Here is a 16,158-nt window from a genome sequence, read left to right as displayed (position 1 = left end):
CGGCTGGCTCCACGCCGGCACTGGCTTCCTTCATCCCGGGATGCTAACCACTGGTCGGCATTATCCCGCTTCGTCTAATGGTAGGACAGCGCCCTTTGAAGGCGTGAATCGTGGTTCGAGCCCATGAGCGGGAACCAGCCGGCGAACCAGATCGGCAGCAGGCCAGATCGGCAGCGGCTTTTCATACAGAAGGTGCTAGCGGCCGAGCTTGCTAGCGGCGCGTGCCAAGGCTTCGATCTCGTCCCATTTGCCGGCTTTGACCAGATCGTCCGGCGCCACCCAGGAACCGCCGACGCAGATGACGTTGGGCAGGCTGAGATAGTCGGCGGCGTTCTTGCCGGTGATACCGCCGGTCGGGCAGAATTTCACGTCGGCAAGCGGCGAGGCGAAAGCCTTGAGCGAGGCGATGCCGCCCGACTGTTCGGCCGGGAAGAATTTCAGAAAGCGCAGGCCGGCTTCGCGCGCGGCCATGACCTCTCCCGGCGTGATGGCACCGGGCAGCAACGGCACGTCGCTGTCCTTGGCTGCCGCGAGAAGCTCGCGGGTGATGCCGGGGCTGACGATGAACTTCGAACCGGCGGCCGCCGCCTCGCCGAACTGGCGGGCGTCCAGGATGGTGCCGGCGCCGACGACGGCGTCTTCGACCTCGCCTGCCACCTGGCGGATCGCCTCCAGCGCGTCGGCGGTGCGCAGCGTGATCTCGATCGCCGGCAGGCCACCGCGGGCCAGCGCCCGGGCCAGCGGCACCGCGTCGGCAACATTGGCGATCTTCAGCACCGGTATGACCGGCTGGCCGTTGAGGAGCGACAGGAGCTTTTCGGTCGTGCTGGGCATTCGTCGTCTCTCCTCTGTTGATCAAGTCGACCGGTTAGCAGAAGGCGGTTTTTCTGTCCACGAAACGCGGCGTGTCGCGATGTCACGCGTGGCGTTCGAAACGCACCCGCGGTCATACCGCTCCCGGCTCTGCCTTGATCCGGCTGCCGTGAGCGTTTAGTGGCTTGGTGATGACACTGCCCAGCCAAGCCTTCCGCGTTGCCGCGCTTTACCGCTTCGCCCGGCTCGACACCTTCGAGGCGCTGCGCGCGCCGCTCGCCGCCTTCTGCTGCGCACGTGGCATCAAAGGCACGCTGCTGCTGGCGCGTGAGGGCATCAACGGCACGGTCGCCGGCAGTGAAGCGGCAATCGCGGCGCTCATCGATCATCTCGAATCCATCGAAGGTCTCGCCGGCCTCGAGATCAAGTACAGCAGCGCCGCAACGATGCCGTTCCTCCGCATGAAGGTGCGGTTGAAGCGCGAGATCGTCACCATGGGGGTGGAGAATATCGATCCGGCGGCAGGTGCAGGCACCTATGTCGCGCCGGCTGACTGGAACGCACTGATCTCGGATACCGGCACCATCGTCATCGACACGCGCAACGCCTACGAAGTGTCGCTCGGCACCTTCAAGGGCGCTGTCGATCCCGCCACCACCAGCTTCCGCGAATTCCCGGCCTGGGTCGAGCAGCATCGGCATGAGTTCGACGGGCGCAAGGTCGCCATGTTCTGCACCGGCGGCATACGCTGCGAAAAGGCGACGGCGTATGTGAAGTCGCTCGGCTTCGAGGATGTGTTCCACCTCAAGGGCGGCATTCTGAAATATCTCGAGGACATGCCCGCCGAACAGAGCCTGTGGCAAGGCGAATGCTTCGTCTTCGACGAGCGCGTTTCGGTGTCGCACGGGCTGCTCGAGGGCGAAGCCCAACTCTGCCGCGCCTGCCGGCATCCGCTAGCCGCAGAAGACCGGCTGTCGCCGAAATACGCGACCGGCGTCTCATGCCCGCATTGCTTCGATGCCCGCTCGGACGAAGATCGCGCCCGTTATGCCGAGCGCCAGCGACAGGTCGAGCTGGCGCAAGCGCGCGGCGACCGCCACATCGGAAGTTAGCTCCACGTCAGCAACTTCACGTCAGGTAACAGAGAAGCGATCAATGACCCACAGCCATGTCCCGTCGTTCTGCCGGCGCGCGACCTCGGTAGTGATCGTGCCGTCGGGAAGCCGGGTCGAGGTGAGCGCCAGGTCGCCATTGATGACAGCCGGACGCTGATCTCCGGACTGAAATTTTCGGCCGGTTGCGGTGATCTCCGCGAACAGCGTTCGGATGGCTTCGCGGCCGAACGTCAGTTGTCCGCCACCGCTGTCGATGACTGCATGCGGCTCGAAAAGCGCGGCCATGCCGTCAATGTCTCCGACCCATTGCCGTGAAATCAGCAGGCGCTCCAATTCCTGGGGATCGCGTGCCGGTTCGCGGTCAGTTTCATCGGTCATGCCAGGCTCCTCTCAAGCGACATGCCGCGACATTAGTCGAAGTCGGGGGCGGTTTCGACACGTCCAATGTCCACAGCGTCGCGTGTTTTTTGGGCGCGGAAGGAGGCTGCAGCACTTTGATTTCCGCGTGAAATCCCAGCAGATGTCGGTGCGAGGTCATGCGTGGCAGCGGGCAAAAGCATGCACCCCGTCATTGTAATGTCAAACTGCGGGACCTAGGTCTTCGACGTCCAAACCTGCCCGCGCACCTTCGGCCGGGCCAATTCTGGAGGCATAGATGTTCGATCCCAAGAAGCTCCTCGACGATCTGCTCGGCTCGCAAGTTCCCGGTACCGGATCGACTGTCCGCGACAAGGCAGGGCAGGCGGTGCAGATGGCCAAGGACAATCCGCTTGCCGCCGGTGCGCTGGCCGCGGTGCTGCTCGGAACCGGCCCAGGCCGTCAGGTCACCGGTGCGGCGGTGAAGCTTGGTGGGTTGGCTGCGATCGGCGGCCTCGCCTACAAGGCCTACCAGAACTACAAGAACGGCAACGCGCCGGCCGAGACACAAGCTGCCGGCGAACCGGAATTGCTGCCGCCGCCGGCCGATACGGCCTTCCATCCGTCGCAAGCGCCGCAGGGCCAAGACGAATTCACGCTGACGCTGGTCAGGGCGATGATCTCGGCGGCGAAGGCCGACGGCCACGTCGATGACGAAGAGCGGCAGAAGATCGCCGGCAAGCTCAGCCTCGCCGGCGTCGGCGCCGAAGCGGAGAAATTCCTGATATCGGAACTGGAGGCACCGCTCGATCTGGATGTGCTGATCGCCGGAGCCAAGACCGATGCGCAAAAGCTGGAACTCTACACCGCCTCGCGTCTTGCCATCGATCCGGACACGCGGGCCGAACGCGGCTATCTCGACCTGCTTGCCGGCCGTCTCGGCCTGCCGGACGCGCTGGTCGATCATGTCGAGGCGACAGTGACGGCGGCGAAAGTGCCGGCAGCGGGCAGCACGGCCAAGCCGGTGACCGGTTCGCGCTGGTAGGTTGAAGGTTGGGCGGCGGAGACCCGGTGCGCCGTTGGCGTTAGCTTCTCGTTAATCCGGTGGGCGCATGATTCAGGCAGTCGGATCGGCTTTCCTCCTCCCAAGCCCGGTTCGGAACAGGGGCGGTCGCCAATGGCCGCCCTTTTTGTGAGCACAGGCTTTGGGCCGGCTTGCCATGGTTCTCGTCATTTGCGATGGCTCATCCCTTTCAGGGAGTACAGCCATGACCGACTATAAAACCGCCATAGTCACCGGCGCCGGCACGGGCATCGGCAAGAGCGTCGCCACGGCGCTGCTCAAGACCGGCTGGAACACGGTCTTCTGCGGCCGCCGCAAGCCGGTGCTGGAGGAGGCGATTGCCGCCGCCGGGCCGACGCAGGCCAAGGCATTGGCCTTCGCCTGCGACATCAGCAAGGCCGATCAGGTCGACGATCTGTTCGAGACGGTGGCTGCGGCTTTCGGGCGCGTCGACCTGCTCTTCAACAATGCCGGCACGAGCTACAAATCGACATTGATCGACGATATCCCGGTCGAGGTGTGGAACGACATCGTCGGGGTCAATCTCACCGGCTCGTTTCTGTGTGCTCGCGCCGCCTTCGGCGCCATGCGCAGGCAGCAGCCGATGGGCGGCCGCATCATCAACAACGGCTCGGTATCGGCCTATGCGCCACGGCCGGGCTCGGTGCCCTATACGGCGACCAAGCACGCCATCACCGGGCTGACCAAGACGCTGGCGCTGGACGGCAGGCCCTTCGACATTGCTTGCGGTCAGATCGACATCGGCAACGCGCTGACCGACATGGCGCAGGCGATGACGGTCGGCGTGCCGCAAGCCAACGGCACCATTGCCGCCGAAGCGGTGATGGATGTCGAGCGCGTCGCCGATGCCGTCCTCCATATGGCCAGCCTGCCGCTCGACGCCAACGTGCTGTTCATGACCGTGATGGCGACCAAGATGCCGTTTGTCGGGCGAGGCTAAATTAGTCTCAACCCGGTCCTAAATTAGGGCCGCGTGACCGGAAGCGGCACGCCGGGTAAATATAGCGAAATCGGACGGATTTCGTAGACCGCGGTCGGATTGACGCGGCGAAGATCGCGCGCAATGTCGATGGCGGCGTCACGGTTGGCGCAGTCGACGACATAGAGCCCCAGCAATTGTTCCTTGGTCTCAGCGAAGGGGCCGTCGACAACCATTCCGGTGCCTGGCCCGCGCAAGGTGCAGGCGTCTTGGGTCGCGCCGAGCCGGGCCGCCGGCCCAAGGGTGCCTTGCCGGTAAAGCCGATCGTTGATCTGAAGAAGATCGGTCATCAGCGCCGCATCCTGCTCAGGCGTCAGTGCCGTAATCGCTTCTTCCTCGTGATAGGCAAGAATGGCATAGAACATCTGGCGTCTCCTTTCGTCGGTCGTGCGTCTCACTTCGCCAGGAACGCCTCGATCCGCTCCAGCGCGCGCAGGATGTTCTCTTCGGAATTTGCGTAGGACAGCCTGACATAGCCTTCGCCGAGAATGCCGAAATCGGGGCCGCCGATCAGCGCCACGCCGGCATCCTCGAGCAGCGCCGAGGCGAGCTTCTTGGCCTTCCAGCCGGTTTTGGAAACATTAGGGAAAGCATAGAAAGCGCCTTTCGGCGTGATGCAGGAAACGCCGGGCAAGGCATTCAACCCCTCGACCACGACCTTCCTGCGGCGGTCGAAGGCGCGCATCATCTTGTCGACGTCGTCCTGCGGGCCGTCGATGGCGGCTATGCCGGCATACTGGCTCGGTGCGTTGACGCAGGACCAGCAATTGACCGCCAGCTTGCGCACCTTGTCGTAGAGATGCGCGCCCTTGTCGCCGTTCGGCCAGATCGACCAGCCCATGCGCCAGCCGGTCATCGCCCAGGTCTTCGACCAGCCGTTGAGGACGATCAGCCGGTCACGGATTTCGGGGAAGGCGAGCAGCGAACAATGCGTCTCACCGTCATAGGTCATCACATCGTAGATTTCGTCGGAGAGGATGGCGACGTCCGGGTGTGCTTGCAGCCCTTTGACCAGCTTCTCGATCTCGGCTCGCGGCGTGACACCGCCGGTCGGATTGGCGGGTGAGTTGAGAATCAGCAGCCTGGTCTTCGGGGTGATCAGCGCCAGTGTCTCCTCGGCGGAAAAGGCGAAGCCGTTCTCCTCGCGCATCGGCACCGGGATGGGGGCAGCGCCGGTGAACTCGATCATCGAGCGGTAGATCGGAAAGCCCGGATCGGGATAGAGAATTTCGGCGCCCGGCTCGCCGAACATCAGGATCGCCGCGAACATGGTCGGCTTGCCGCCGGGCAGGATCATCACCGCTTCCGGCGAGACTTCGACGCCGGTGGTGGCCAGTGTGCGGCGGACCACCGCTTCGCGCGTCGCCAGCAGGCCGTTGGCCGGCGTATAGCCGTGATGGCCGTCGCGCAGCGCCTTGATCGCGGCCTCGACGATGTGCTGCGGCGTCTTGAAGTCGGGCTGGCCGATGCCGAGATTGACGATATCGCGGCCCTGATGGGCAAGTGCCGTGGCACGCGCCAGCACCGCGAATGCATTTTCCTCGCCGAGGCGGTCGAAGGCCGAAATCGTGTGGAGCATTTTTCCTGTCCGTGTGGTTCTTTCAGCGAGCGTGCGTTTTTGTGAGCGTCCGCCCGCAAAAGTCAAACGGATTGGAGTTTTCGGTGTCGGAAAATCTCAAGAATTGGCAACCGCGCCCGCGGCCCGAACGCAAGGTGCTGGAAGGGCGCACTGTCAGGCTGGAGCCGCTCAACGCTGAAAAGCACGGCGACGGCCTGTTCGAGGCCTCGTCGGTGGCCGATGCCGGCGATCGCTTCGCCTGGCTGTTCGACTACCCGCCGCAGACCCGCACCGACTTCCAGCCATGGCTGGACAAGGCCGAAGCCAGCGATGACCCGCTGTTCTTTACCGTCATCGACAAGGCCAGCGGCAAGGTCGCCGGGCGCCAGACGCTGATGCGCATCGACGCCGCCTACGGCGTTATCGAGATCGGCAACATCTATTGGGGCCCGCTGATCTCGCGCAAGCCGGCGGCGACGGAAGCACAGTTCCTGTTCATGAAGTACGTCTTCGACGAGCTTGGCTACCGCCGCTACGAATGGAAATGCAATAACCGCAACGAGCCGTCGAAGCGCGCAGCGGAACGTTTCGGCTTCAAGTTCGAAGGCATTTTCCGTCAGCATCTTGTGGTCAAGGGCGAAAACCGCGATACCGCGTGGTATTCGATCATCGACAAGGAATGGCCTGATCTGCGCAGAGCCTATGAGGCGTGGCTCGATCCGGCCAATTTCGACAGCGATGGCCAGCAGAGGCGGCGGCTCGAGGATTTTCGCGCCGAGTTCGGCGCCTGACCATGATCCCGAAAAGTGGACGCCGGTTTTCGGATAAGATCATGGTCAAACAAGAAGGACCATGATCCCGAAAAGTGGACGCCGGTTTTCGGATAAGATCATGGTCAAACAAGAAGACAGAGCCTCCATCCCGATTCTGCCGGGATGGATCAGGCTTTAGCAGGGGCTCGTAGATGGCGCATACCCACGACCACGCTTCGCAAGGGCATGACGACAGCCATGGCGCAGGGCATGTGCACGGCTCGACCGACAAGAAGCGCGTGCTGATCGCTGCCTGCCTGACCGCCGGCTTCATGGTTGCGGAGACGCTGGGCGCCATCTTCACGGGCTCACTGGCGCTGCTGGCGGATGCCGGCCATATGCTTGCCGATTGCGTCGCGCTCGGCCTTGCCTGGTATGCCTTTCATCTTGCAAGCCGCCCGGGGACCGTGCGCCTCACCTACGGCTTCGGCCGGGTCAAGACGCTGGTCGCCTACACCAACGGCATTGCCATCTTCGCCATCGCGCTGTGGATCGTCTACGAGGCTTGGGGCCGCTTGCAAGCGCCGGCTCCGGTGCTCGGCGGGCCGATGCTGGTCGTGGCGGTCGCCGGCCTGCTGGTCAATCTCGGCTCGTTCTACGTGCTGCATGGCGGCGACCGCGGCAGCCTGAACATGCGCGGCGCCATGCTGCACGTGCTCGGCGACCTGCTCGGCTCGGCGGCGGCGATCGTCGCGGCGCTGGTGATCCTGGCGACGGGCTGGACGCCCATCGATCCGATCCTGTCGATCCTGGTCTCGCTGCTGATCCTGTCCACGGCCTGGTCGCTGATGCGCGAGGCAGCTCACGTCCTGCTCGAGGGCGTGCCGGCAAGCCTCGACCGCGACCTGATCGCGAGGGACATCGAAGGCTCGGTCAAGGGCGTGCGCGAGGTGCATCACATGCATGTCTGGTCGCTCGACGGCTCCAGCAACATGGCGACGTTGCATGCCTGCCTCAATGACGGCGTCGACGCGCATATGGCGGTCAGCGCGATCAAGAAGCGGCTTGCGGCGGAACATGGCATAGCCCATGCCACCGTCGAACCGGAATTCGGCCAATGTGCCGATAGCCATGAGAATGATGACGAGCACGAGCATGCGCATGATACGGCACAACACCGTGGCCACTATCACTGACTTCGGGAGTTCTGGGCATTGGCAACGATCGACATGAATTCCCGCTACCCTCGGGCCGCGTGATGGACCGCGACACCCGCAATGCGGCGATCGGCGCCGCCTGGGTTTTGCTGCTGTTCGGCATCGCTGCCTTTTATCTACCAACAGTGATGCTGGCGGTCGGCAAGGTCTCGACGGTTCTTGCCGGCGTCGTAGCGGCAGTCTTCATGGTGGCAATCTTCGTCGTGTTCTGGCTGCGTAGCCGCAGCCAGCGCAAAAAAGGAAAATGACATGCACATTCTGATTACCGGCGCGGCAGGCATGGTCGGCCGCAAGCTCATCGCCAGGCTGGCCAAGGACGGGACGCTCGGCGGCCGCAAGATCGCCGCGCTCGACCTTCACGACATCGTACCGCCGCAGGCGCCCGCCCTCGACGGCGTCAGCATCGGCGTCCACACCGGCGACCTTGCAGCGCCGGGGGCGACGGCAGATCTGGTCGCGCCGCGCCCCGACGTGATCTTCCACCTCGCCGGCGTGGTGTCGGGTGAGGCGGAGGCCAATTTCGATCTCGGCTACCGCGTCAATCTCGACGGCACGAGGGCGCTGTTCGATGCCGTCCGGCTGGCGGCATTTGCGCCGCGCCTCGTCTTCACCTCGTCGATCGCCGTGTTCGGCGCACCGTTTCCCGACATCATTCCGGACGAGTTCCACCCGACGCCTCTGACCTCCTACGGCACGCAGAAGCTGATCGGCGAGGCGCTGCTTGCCGACTATACGCGCCGCGGTTTCTTCGACGGCATTGGCATCAGGCTGCCGACCATCTGCGTCAGGCCGGGAAAGCCGAACAAGGCGGCCTCAGGGTTCTTCTCCGGTATCATCCGCGAGCCGCTGAGCGGCCATGAAGCGATCCTGCCGGTGCCGCGTTCGGTCGTCCACACACACGCCAGCCCGCGTTCGGCGGTGAATTTCCTGATCCATGCGGCTCAGATCGACGGCAGTGCCGTCGGCCCGCGCCGCAACCTGACGATGCCGGGCGTCGCCGTCACCGTCGGCGAACAGATCGAAGCGCTGGAACGCGTCGCCGGCGCCAGGGCGGTGAAACTGATCCGCGAGGAGCCCGACGAGACGATCTGGGCGATCGTCAAGGGCTGGCCGACACGCTTCGAGGCGCGGCGCTCGAGGGAGCTTGGCTTTGCCGCCGAAACAAGCTTCGACGACATCATCCGCGTCTATATCGAGGACGAGTTGGGTGGCAAGATCCCTAGTTAAGGCGCCCTGATCGGACGCAACGAGGTCAGGCGCCAGTCAGGCTGGCCGAAAGCAGCAGCAGTCCGAACAAGAAGACGAAGGCGGCGCCGCCGATCTCGACGAAGGAATGGATGCGGTTGCCCATGCGGCCATCGCCGGCGAAATACACCGCCCAGTTCTTGGCGGTCACCGCAAGCGTCGCCAGGGCCGAGACGGTGATTGCGGTGCCGAGCGCCATGGCCAGCACCGACAGGATGCCGCCAAACCACAGGCCGTTGAGCAACGCAAAGCTCAGCACGATCAGTGCGCCGGAGCAGGGCCGGATGCCGACGGCAGCCACTGCCGACCAGGCCGTGCGCCAATCGAAGCGATCGCCGGAAAGCAGCGCCGGGTCGGGCGCATGCGAGTGCCCGCACGTCTCGCAGACCTCGCCCGCGGCATGGCTGTGGTGATCGTGCGCGGCATGGGCGTGGTCGTGGGCGCCGTGATCGTGATGGTCATGCGCATGATCGTGGTGGTCATGCGCATCAAGCGCGTGGGAATGTGCCGCATGGGCATGCGCGGAATGTGAATGGCCGGCATGTGAATGGCCGGCGTGGGCAGCCGAGAGGCTGTAGCCGGGATTTGCCCCGAACAGGCGAAGGATGGCCGGGCCGGCCTTACGCCACAGCAGCCAGGCGCCGAACAGAGTGACGAAGACATAGCTCATGATTTCGAGGAACCATGCAGCGTCGGTCATCGAGACAGCAGTGCCGCGCAGCACGAAATAGGCCACCAGCATCACCACGATCGCGGTCAGCGCCTGCAGCAGGGCCGAGACGAAGGACAACATGATGCCGCGCCGGAGCGCCACTTCATTGGCCACCATGTAGGACGAGATCACCGCCTTGCCGTGACCGGGGCCGGCGGCGTGGAAAATGCCGTAGGCAAATGACAGGCCGATGAGCAGCCACAACTTGCTGCCGTCCTGGCGCATCGCCTTCATCGCGCCGGCAAGCGCATGATAGAATTCCTGCTGGCGCAGATTGATCCACATCAGGATGTGGGCAAACGGGCCGGTGGCGGTTGGAGCCATGCCGTCATTAGTGCCGATGCCGAGCGAGCTCTGGGCGTGGGCGGAGCCGAAAAAGTGCGTCATCACAAAGGCGACGGCCAGAAGTCCGAATGCCAAACGCAGGGACGGTTTGGTCACTGGATCTATCCTTCCGGCTGACAGGTCAGTTCAAGTTTGGTGGCAAAGATCTTGCTCATGTCGGTGCCTGTCGGATCGTTGAAGAAGGCCTCGGTCAGGGTCTTCTGGTTCTGGGCGATCGCCTCGTCCGGGTTCGGGCGGACAACCTTGCTGGTGCAGGTCGGCGGCAAGCCATCGACCTGCAGATTGGCATCCTCGGTGAAATCGATGGCGGTGTAGAAGGTCGGGTCGTAGACGCCGATATCTATCTTGCCGCTCAGTTTGATCGGCACCTTCGGTTCGGATTCAAACAGGATGATCAACTGGTCATTGTCGAAATTGGCCATCAAATGCGGCGGCGGGGTCATTGCCACGTCCTTGCCGTCGACGGTGACGAGCTGGAAATAGTTGAATTCTGCAAGCGAGGCATGGACGGTGTCGGCAACATCCTTCAACTCCTTGTCGTCGAGTTTCAGGTCGGAATTCTTGTCGAACTCCATCATCACTGTGCTCGAAAACAAATCGTCGAAGCGCCAGACATGGCGCAATGCCTTCACAGTTTGGTGATCCGGGCTAAGGACCACTTCGAGGCGGGCCTCGGCAAAAACGTGGGGATGCACCTCAGCCGGTCCGACGGCGGCAAACGTCGCGGTCAAGGCCGAAGCCAGCATGATTGCTTGCTGTTTCAGGTGCATTCTCGGTCGCGATTCAATCGGCTTCGGTGAATTGCCGACAGTTACCAGAAAGCGGGCGAAAATGGGACCGCAAGGCGGCTGAAAGCTCATGCGTTGTCCAGCGCCTTGAACCACTGCACCAGGAAATCGACAAAAACGCGAACTTTTGCAGGCAGATAGCGCCGGTGCGGATAGACGGCGAAGATGCCGCCGCCGGGCAGGATGCGGTCATCCAGCGCAGTCACCAGCCTGCCGTTTTCAATGTCGGGCGCGGCGATGAAATCCGGCAGGATGGAAAATCCCAATCCAGCCACGGCAGCGGCCCTTGCCGCCATCGGGCTGTTGACCTCGATCGGGCCGGAAACCGAAACGCTCACCGTATCGCCGCTGTCGCCCTTGAACGGCCAGTTGGTGAGCCAGCGGCCATTGGTGTCGATGATGCAAGGCACGCGGGCAAGGTCTTGCGCCCTGACCGGCATGCCGTGCTTGGCGATCAGTTCGGGAGACGCGCAAAGCCGTACCGAAAATGGCGCTAGGCGCCTGGCGATCAGCGAGGAATTTTCCAGCCGCGAAATGCGCACCGCCAGATCGAAACCCTCCTCGACCAGATCGACGAAACGGTCGTCGAGATGGATGTCGAGGACGATATCGGGGTGCTGCTTGGCGAAGTCGATCAGCGACTGGCCGATCGGCGCGTCGGCAAAGGTGCGCGGCGCCGACAGCTTGATCCTGCCGCGCACGTCACCGGAGGATTCGCGCACGGCATCGGCAAGGCTGTCGACCTCGCGTACGATCTCCGAGGCGCGCCGATAATAGGTGTGGCCGGCCTCGGTCAAGGAGAACTGCCTGGTGGTGCGGTTGAGCAGCAGCGCGCCGAGCTCGTCCTCCAACTCGCGCACATATTTCGACAGCAACGCCTTCGAGCGGCCGATCTTGCGCGCCGCCGCCGAAAAGCCTTCGGCCTCGACCACGTCGATGAAGGCGCGCATGCGGGTCAGCGTATCCATGTCATGCGCCTCCTTGGTGGGCCGAAAGGATGCGGGCGGCGAGCGCAATCAGCTGCCGGTCGCTGTTCTTCGGGCCGAGCAGCGAAAGGCCGAACGGCGCCCCGTCGACCTTGCCGAGCGGCAGCGTGATTTGCGGAAAACCGGACAGGCCGGAAAGGCATAGCAGTCTCAGCGCGCGCTCGCGGTAGGTCTGCAAATCGTCGAATAATTCGGCCTTGAGCGGCGCTGCACCCGGAGCGGTCGGAAGCACAAGAACGCCGTCATCGCCAAGCAGGCCGGCAAGCTCGAGGCGAAACGAAACGCGACGTTCCGTTTCACGCTGCGCGGTTGCCGCGTCGACGGTCGCGCCGTGCTCGAAACGCTCCTTGACACCGGGTCCCAGCATGCGGTCGCCGCCGGCGATCCAGGCGCCGTGACTTTGCCAGGCTTCATAGCCTTGCAGCTTGCGGAAGCACCAATAGAGATCGTCGGTGGAATGCGACAGCGGGCCGACGGTGCGCGGCGCGCCCAGCACCGACGCGACACTGCGGAGCATGGCGCGATATTCGTCGGCCTCGTGCGGGCCGCGCACGAGGCCGTCCAGCGCAGCGAGGGTGACGGGGCGTGCCAGTTCGTGGGAATGCGAATCATCGCCGAGCAGCACCGTGCCGACCTTTTCGTAGATGACGATGTCGCTTGCGAACCAGCCGAACGTGTCCAGCGAAGGGGCCAGCGGCATGGCGCCGTCGAGCGGGATGCGGCCATGCGTGGTCCTGAGGCCGACCAGGCCGCAGAAGCTTGCCGGCGCACGGATCGAGCCGCCGGTGTCGGACCCGGTGGCGATGTCGGCAAGCCGGCCGGCAACCGCCGCGGCAGAACCCGAGGATGAGCCGCCGGTGACTCGGTCGGGCGCCGCCGGATTGACCGGCGACGGGAAATGCGCGTTCAGCCCCAGCAGGGAAAACGCCAGCTCATCGGTCTGCGTCTTGCCGACGAAGCGCGCGCCCGAATCAAGCAGCGCCTGGACGGCCGGCGCGGTCGCCATGGCCGGCGAAGCCTCCCGGTATCTCTGCGGATTGCCGCAGCCGGTGCGGTAGCCGGCGACGTCGAAGATATCCTTGACGGCAAGCCGCAAGCCGGCAAGCGGGCCGGATTGCGCATTGGCTACAGGGATTGGATCAAGGTCGAGAAAAGCGTTCAGCGGGCCGCGAGTGCCTGTCATGCGTTCGATATCCGAATGTGCTTGCCGCAGCATTGTTCTTCCGGTTGCCGCACCATTGTTCGATGCCACAAATTTTACAACCTGCCATACGATTTTTATTGATTGTGAAATCTTTCGATCTTATATCGCGCTTGCCCAAAGTCGCACGTGCCTGTGGGTGTCCGCCGATCCTCGAATGGTGAGGGCAATCGGTAAGGTAACTGGAGCCAACCCCTCCAGTCGGTTTAGCGGCCAACCGCCAACCGAGGACACCTTGAAGCAACGACGGTGCGGGCCTTTCTGGTGTTCTGCCGGTCGTCCAAAGATCGGGGTTACTGAAGAGGCACACCTTCATTGCCGGCAGTGCGGACGGGTCTCCCATCCAAGCCAAGGCAGACAAAGCGAACCGAGGCCGGGCAAGGCCAAGGTTCACCGCCGCGAGACGGCGCTTCATGGTTCCGGGGTCTCCACCGGCTGGTTCCATGGATTTCCGTCCCGCCTTTGTCCACCGCGTGTTCGCGAGGCCGAGAGCCCGCGTCCGCAAGCCTTTGTGCGCGCCGAAAGGCGCTGATGGAGAGACCCCGATGGCTACCCAGCGCATCCTTGACTTTCTCGCCACCCGACGTCCGAACGGCCCGTGCCTTGTCGTCGACCTCGATGTCGTGCGCGACAATTTCCGCGCCTTCGAGAAGGCGCTTCCCGATTCCAAGATCTACTATGCGGTGAAAGCAAATCCGGCGCCGGAAATCCTGCGCCTGCTTGCTGCGATGGGCTCGTCCTTCGACACCGCTTCCGTTGCCGAAGTCGAGATGGCGATGGACGCCGGTGCGCCGGCGGACCGCATCTCCTTCGGCAACACCATCAAGAAGGAGCGCGACATCCAGCGCGCCTACCAGCTCGGCATCCGGCTGTTTGCAGTGGACTGCGTTGAGGAGGTCGAGAAGATCGCTCGTGTCGCTCCCGGCGCCCGCGTGTTCTGCCGCGTCCTGACCGACGGCGAGGGCGCCGAATGGCCGCTGTCGCGCAAGTTCGGCTGTGTGCCGGCGATGGCGGTCGACGTGCTGCGCCATGCCAGGGCGCTCGGCCTCGACGCCCATGGCGTGTCGTTCCATGTCGGCTCGCAGCAGACCGACCTGACCGCCTGGGACCGCGCGCTCGCCGACGCCAAAAAGGTGTTCGCGACGCTCGCCGACGAAGGCATCGTGCTGAAGATGGTCAATATGGGCGGCGGCTTCCCGACTCGCTATCTCAGGGATGTGCCGGTGGCGCAGGCCTATGGCCAGGCGATCTTCTCGGCGCTCAGGAAGCATTTCGGCAACGCCATCCCCGAGACGATCATCGAGCCGGGCCGCGGCATGGTCGGCAATGCCGGCGTCATCAAGTCGGAAGTCGTGCTGATCTCGAAGAAGGCCGACAACGACAATGTGCGCTGGGTGTTCCTCGACATCGGCAAGTTCGGCGGTCTCGCCGAGACCATGGACGAGGCGATCCGCTATCCGATCGTCACCGCGCATGACGGCAGCGAGACCGCGCCTTGCGTGCTCGCCGGCCCGACCTGCGATTCGGCCGACGTGATGTACGAAAAGACGCCGTATCCGCTGCCCCTGTCGCTGACCATCGGCGACGAGGTGCTGATCGAGGGCACCGGCGCTTACACGACGACCTACGCCTCGGTCGCCTTCAACGGCTTCGAGCCTCTCCGATCCTACGTGATCTGACGGTTCGAAGAACCGATCAGATCATCCCGAGGTGGGCGCCTGTCGCCCGCCCGGGCTCGCCTGTGGACCAATCCGCTCGTGAAGGATCGCGGAAATGGACGTTTTGGATTTCATTGTTGAAGGCGCCGCGGGAATCTCCCCCCTCGAGGGGGAGATGTCGCCAAAGGCGACAGAGGGGGTCGCCGCGCGTGAAGCGCCGGCTTCCCACGGTCCAAGAGAGGTCGCGGCAGCCGAACCGACCCCCTCTGTTCGCTTCGCGGCCATCTCCCCCTCGAGGGGGGAGATTGCTGGCGCTTTTGTCATCACTGCCGAAACCGCCGCCGACGTTGGCGCGCGCGAGGCTTTGCTCGATCGCGCCATGGGGCCGAAGCGCCGGAAAAAGTCGTCGGAGAAGCTGCGGCGCGGCCGCCGGCCTTCGGAGGGCCTGGCCTTTGTCGCGCGCGATGCGTCGGGCACTGTTGCCGGCACCGTGCGGTTGTGGGACGTGGTGCTGGGCGAGGGCGGCAAGGCAGCGCTGCTGCTCGGCCCACTTGCGGTCGACCCGGCGCTGAAAAATGCCGGCATCGGCTCGGCGCTGATGCGCCATGCGGTCACTGAGGCCGAGCGGCTTGGCCATGCGGCGATCCTGCTGGTCGGCGACGCGCCCTATTACGAGCGCTTCGGGTTTTCGGCCGCAAAGACCGGCTCGCTGGCCATGCCGGGGCCTTACGAGCGGCACCGCCTGCTGGCGCGGGAACTGGTTGTCGGCGCGCTCGACGGCGCGCAAGGCACGCTGAAGGCGGCCGGGCGCAAGCTGAAGGCGCAGAGACTGCCGCTCGCTGCCTGATGGTTCGAAACAAGCCGCCGATCGCGGCGGCTTGTTTCACCTTAACTGGATCAGCCGATCAGCTGGCTGAGCGCCATGGCGACTGTCATGTCGCCTTCGACCTTTATCTTGCCGGACATGAAGGCCATGGTCGGGTTGAGATCGCCTGATATCAGCGAATCCAAATCGTCGAGCGACAGCTTTATGGTGCAATCGGCTGGCGCATCGGTAGTCGAGACATCGGCACCGTCGATGACGATGACGCCGTCGCCGCCGGTGTCGAATTTCACCGAGCGATCGAACCCGGCACTCGCCACGCGCGACCTGATCTTGTCGGCAATCTCCTGAACGCTCATGGCGGTTCTCCTCGTCTGGTTGCGTTTGTCGCGCCTCGACGCTTCGACCTAGGGCGCTTCGACCTGGTCGAAGCCACTTGCCTGGTTTTACAGCCACGGCCGCCGGCGCATATAGCTTCGGGTTGACGTTTACGTCAACGCAGTTCCCGAGCTGAAGATGAGCTTT

Annotated in this window: 18 protein-coding genes and 1 tRNA gene; 10 read left to right on the top strand and 9 right to left on the bottom strand. The window is 64.0% G+C overall.

Annotated features, from left to right (window positions below; translation table 11 throughout):
* Nucleotides 1-63: 63 nt before the first annotated feature.
* A tRNA-Gln gene (locus tag NKJ40_RS09385) sits at nt 64-137 on the top strand.
* A gap of 58 nt (nt 138-195) precedes the next feature.
* Here the strand turns inward: NKJ40_RS09385 and NKJ40_RS09380 are convergent.
* Nucleotides 196-834 (bottom strand): 2-dehydro-3-deoxy-phosphogluconate aldolase, encoded by a 639-nt coding sequence (locus NKJ40_RS09380; RefSeq protein ID WP_352465837.1) that lies wholly within the window; start codon nt 832-834, stop codon nt 196-198.
* 170 nt (nt 835-1,004) lie between these two features.
* Here NKJ40_RS09380 and trhO point away from each other — a divergent pair, with 170 nt between their 5' ends.
* Nucleotides 1,005-1,925, top strand: a complete 921-nt coding sequence (trhO, locus tag NKJ40_RS09375; RefSeq protein ID WP_376703285.1) for an oxygen-dependent tRNA uridine(34) hydroxylase TrhO — start codon at nt 1,005-1,007, stop codon at nt 1,923-1,925.
* Nucleotides 1,926-1,946: 21 nt separating this feature from the next.
* Here the strand turns inward: trhO and NKJ40_RS09370 are convergent, their stop codons facing one another.
* A complete protein-coding gene (locus NKJ40_RS09370) occupies nt 1,947-2,306 on the bottom strand; it encodes a YybH family protein (RefSeq protein WP_352465835.1) in 360 nt (119 codons plus the stop codon).
* Between the two features lie 277 nt (nt 2,307-2,583).
* On the opposite strand from NKJ40_RS09370, the gene NKJ40_RS09365 reads away from it, so the two are divergent.
* Together NKJ40_RS09365 and NKJ40_RS09360 are read left to right on the top strand one after the other, a co-directional pair.
* Nucleotides 2,584-3,330: a tellurite resistance TerB family protein gene (locus tag NKJ40_RS09365; protein ID WP_352465834.1), complete on the top strand. Its 747-nt coding sequence runs from the start codon at nt 2,584-2,586 to the stop codon at nt 3,328-3,330.
* 223 nt (nt 3,331-3,553) lie between these two features.
* Nucleotides 3,554-4,309, top strand: coding sequence for an SDR family oxidoreductase (locus tag NKJ40_RS09360; RefSeq protein ID WP_352465833.1), 756 nt, complete (start codon nt 3,554-3,556; stop codon nt 4,307-4,309).
* A gap of 23 nt (nt 4,310-4,332) precedes the next feature.
* On the opposite strand, the gene NKJ40_RS09355 is transcribed toward NKJ40_RS09360, so the two are convergent.
* Nucleotides 4,333-4,713: a YciI family protein gene (locus NKJ40_RS09355; protein WP_352465832.1), complete on the bottom strand. Its 381-nt coding sequence runs from the start codon at nt 4,711-4,713 to the stop codon at nt 4,333-4,335.
* Between the two features lie 29 nt (nt 4,714-4,742).
* Complete coding sequence (locus NKJ40_RS09350; protein WP_352465831.1) at nt 4,743-5,927, bottom strand: pyridoxal phosphate-dependent aminotransferase; 1,185 nt, start codon at nt 5,925-5,927, stop codon at nt 4,743-4,745.
* An 83-nt stretch (nt 5,928-6,010) separates the two neighbouring features.
* On the opposite strand from NKJ40_RS09350, the gene NKJ40_RS09345 reads away from it, so the two are divergent.
* From NKJ40_RS09345 to denD, 4 genes are all read left to right on the top strand, one after another.
* A complete protein-coding gene (locus NKJ40_RS09345) occupies nt 6,011-6,697 on the top strand; it encodes a GNAT family N-acetyltransferase (protein ID WP_352465830.1) in 687 nt (228 codons plus the stop codon).
* Nucleotides 6,698-6,870: 173 nt separating this feature from the next.
* Complete coding sequence (locus NKJ40_RS09340; RefSeq protein ID WP_352465829.1) at nt 6,871-7,854, top strand: cation diffusion facilitator family transporter; 984 nt, start codon at nt 6,871-6,873, stop codon at nt 7,852-7,854.
* A 62-nt stretch (nt 7,855-7,916) separates the two neighbouring features.
* The gene (locus NKJ40_RS09335) at nt 7,917-8,123 is read left to right on the top strand and encodes a hypothetical protein (protein ID WP_352465828.1); all 207 of its coding nucleotides are present in this window, start codon (nt 7,917-7,919) and stop codon (nt 8,121-8,123) included.
* 1 nt (nt 8,124) lies between these two features.
* Complete coding sequence (gene denD, locus NKJ40_RS09330; RefSeq protein ID WP_352465827.1) at nt 8,125-9,102, top strand: D-erythronate dehydrogenase; 978 nt, start codon at nt 8,125-8,127, stop codon at nt 9,100-9,102.
* A 25-nt stretch (nt 9,103-9,127) separates the two neighbouring features.
* Here denD and NKJ40_RS09325 read toward each other — a convergent pair whose 3' ends face one another.
* The 4 genes from NKJ40_RS09325 to NKJ40_RS09310 all read right to left on the bottom strand — a co-directional run bounded on the left by NKJ40_RS09325 (nt 9,128) and on the right by NKJ40_RS09310 (nt 13,134).
* Nucleotides 9,128-10,282: a nickel/cobalt transporter gene (locus NKJ40_RS09325; RefSeq protein ID WP_352465955.1), complete on the bottom strand. Its 1,155-nt coding sequence runs from the start codon at nt 10,280-10,282 to the stop codon at nt 9,128-9,130.
* Nucleotides 10,279-10,947 carry a DUF1007 family protein gene (locus tag NKJ40_RS09320; protein ID WP_352465826.1) on the bottom strand — a complete coding sequence of 223 codons (669 nt, stop codon included), beginning with the start codon at nt 10,945-10,947 and terminating at the stop codon, nt 10,279-10,281. Before NKJ40_RS09320 ends, NKJ40_RS09325 begins: the two co-directional genes overlap by 4 nt.
* 86 nt (nt 10,948-11,033) lie before the next feature.
* Complete coding sequence (locus tag NKJ40_RS09315; protein WP_352465825.1) at nt 11,034-11,933, bottom strand: LysR family transcriptional regulator; 900 nt, start codon at nt 11,931-11,933, stop codon at nt 11,034-11,036.
* Between the two features lies 1 nt (nt 11,934).
* On the bottom strand, nt 11,935-13,134 hold the full coding sequence (locus NKJ40_RS09310) for an amidase (RefSeq protein ID WP_352465824.1): 1,200 nt from the start codon (nt 13,132-13,134) through the stop codon (nt 11,935-11,937).
* 563 nt (nt 13,135-13,697) lie between these two features.
* On the opposite strand from NKJ40_RS09310, the gene odc2 reads away from it, so the two are divergent.
* Both odc2 and NKJ40_RS09300 read left to right on the top strand, forming a co-directional pair.
* Nucleotides 13,698-14,831, top strand: a complete 1,134-nt coding sequence (gene odc2 / locus NKJ40_RS09305; protein ID WP_023675424.1) for an ornithine/lysine decarboxylase — start codon at nt 13,698-13,700, stop codon at nt 14,829-14,831.
* A 262-nt stretch (nt 14,832-15,093) separates the two neighbouring features.
* Entirely contained in the window at nt 15,094-15,657 is a 564-nt protein-coding gene (locus tag NKJ40_RS09300; protein ID WP_502903698.1) for a GNAT family N-acetyltransferase, read from the top strand.
* Between the two features lie 50 nt (nt 15,658-15,707).
* Here the strand turns inward: NKJ40_RS09300 and NKJ40_RS09295 are convergent, their stop codons facing one another.
* Nucleotides 15,708-15,992 (bottom strand): SCP2 sterol-binding domain-containing protein, encoded by a 285-nt coding sequence (locus tag NKJ40_RS09295; RefSeq protein ID WP_352465823.1) that lies wholly within the window; start codon nt 15,990-15,992, stop codon nt 15,708-15,710.
* Between the last annotated feature and the right edge of the window lie 166 nt (nt 15,993-16,158).

Source organism: Mesorhizobium sp. M0119 (assembly GCF_040322615.1).
Taxonomy (GTDB): domain Bacteria; phylum Pseudomonadota; class Alphaproteobacteria; order Rhizobiales; family Rhizobiaceae; genus Mesorhizobium.
Note: the sequence above shows the minus strand (reverse complement) of the source record. Positions and strands in the feature narration are given on the sequence as shown.

What these genes read in the sequence shown, in the direction of transcription:
- trhO (WP_376703285.1), top strand. Translation starts at nt 1,005, where the DNA reads ATGACACTGCCCAGCCAAGCCTTCCGCGTTGCCGCGCTTTACCGCTTC.
- NKJ40_RS09380 (WP_352465837.1), bottom strand. Translation starts at nt 834, where the DNA reads ATGCCCAGCACGACCGAAAAGCTCCTGTCGCTCCTCAACGGCCAGCCG.
- odc2 (WP_023675424.1), top strand. Translation starts at nt 13,698, where the DNA reads ATGGCTACCCAGCGCATCCTTGACTTTCTCGCCACCCGACGTCCGAAC.
- NKJ40_RS09315 (WP_352465825.1), bottom strand. Translation starts at nt 11,933, where the DNA reads ATGGATACGCTGACCCGCATGCGCGCCTTCATCGACGTGGTCGAGGCC.
- NKJ40_RS09295 (WP_352465823.1), bottom strand. Translation starts at nt 15,992, where the DNA reads ATGAGCGTTCAGGAGATTGCCGACAAGATCAGGTCGCGCGTGGCGAGT.
- NKJ40_RS09370 (WP_352465835.1), bottom strand. Translation starts at nt 2,306, where the DNA reads ATGACCGATGAAACTGACCGCGAACCGGCACGCGATCCCCAGGAATTG.
- NKJ40_RS09340 (WP_352465829.1), top strand. Translation starts at nt 6,871, where the DNA reads ATGGCGCATACCCACGACCACGCTTCGCAAGGGCATGACGACAGCCAT.
- NKJ40_RS09335 (WP_352465828.1), top strand. Translation starts at nt 7,917, where the DNA reads ATGGACCGCGACACCCGCAATGCGGCGATCGGCGCCGCCTGGGTTTTG.
- NKJ40_RS09350 (WP_352465831.1), bottom strand. Translation starts at nt 5,927, where the DNA reads ATGCTCCACACGATTTCGGCCTTCGACCGCCTCGGCGAGGAAAATGCA.
- NKJ40_RS09310 (WP_352465824.1), bottom strand. Translation starts at nt 13,134, where the DNA reads ATGACAGGCACTCGCGGCCCGCTGAACGCTTTTCTCGACCTTGATCCA.
- NKJ40_RS09360 (WP_352465833.1), top strand. Translation starts at nt 3,554, where the DNA reads ATGACCGACTATAAAACCGCCATAGTCACCGGCGCCGGCACGGGCATC.
- NKJ40_RS09365 (WP_352465834.1), top strand. Translation starts at nt 2,584, where the DNA reads ATGTTCGATCCCAAGAAGCTCCTCGACGATCTGCTCGGCTCGCAAGTT.
- NKJ40_RS09320 (WP_352465826.1), bottom strand. Translation starts at nt 10,947, where the DNA reads ATGCACCTGAAACAGCAAGCAATCATGCTGGCTTCGGCCTTGACCGCG.
- NKJ40_RS09355 (WP_352465832.1), bottom strand. Translation starts at nt 4,713, where the DNA reads ATGTTCTATGCCATTCTTGCCTATCACGAGGAAGAAGCGATTACGGCA.
- denD (WP_352465827.1), top strand. Translation starts at nt 8,125, where the DNA reads ATGCACATTCTGATTACCGGCGCGGCAGGCATGGTCGGCCGCAAGCTC.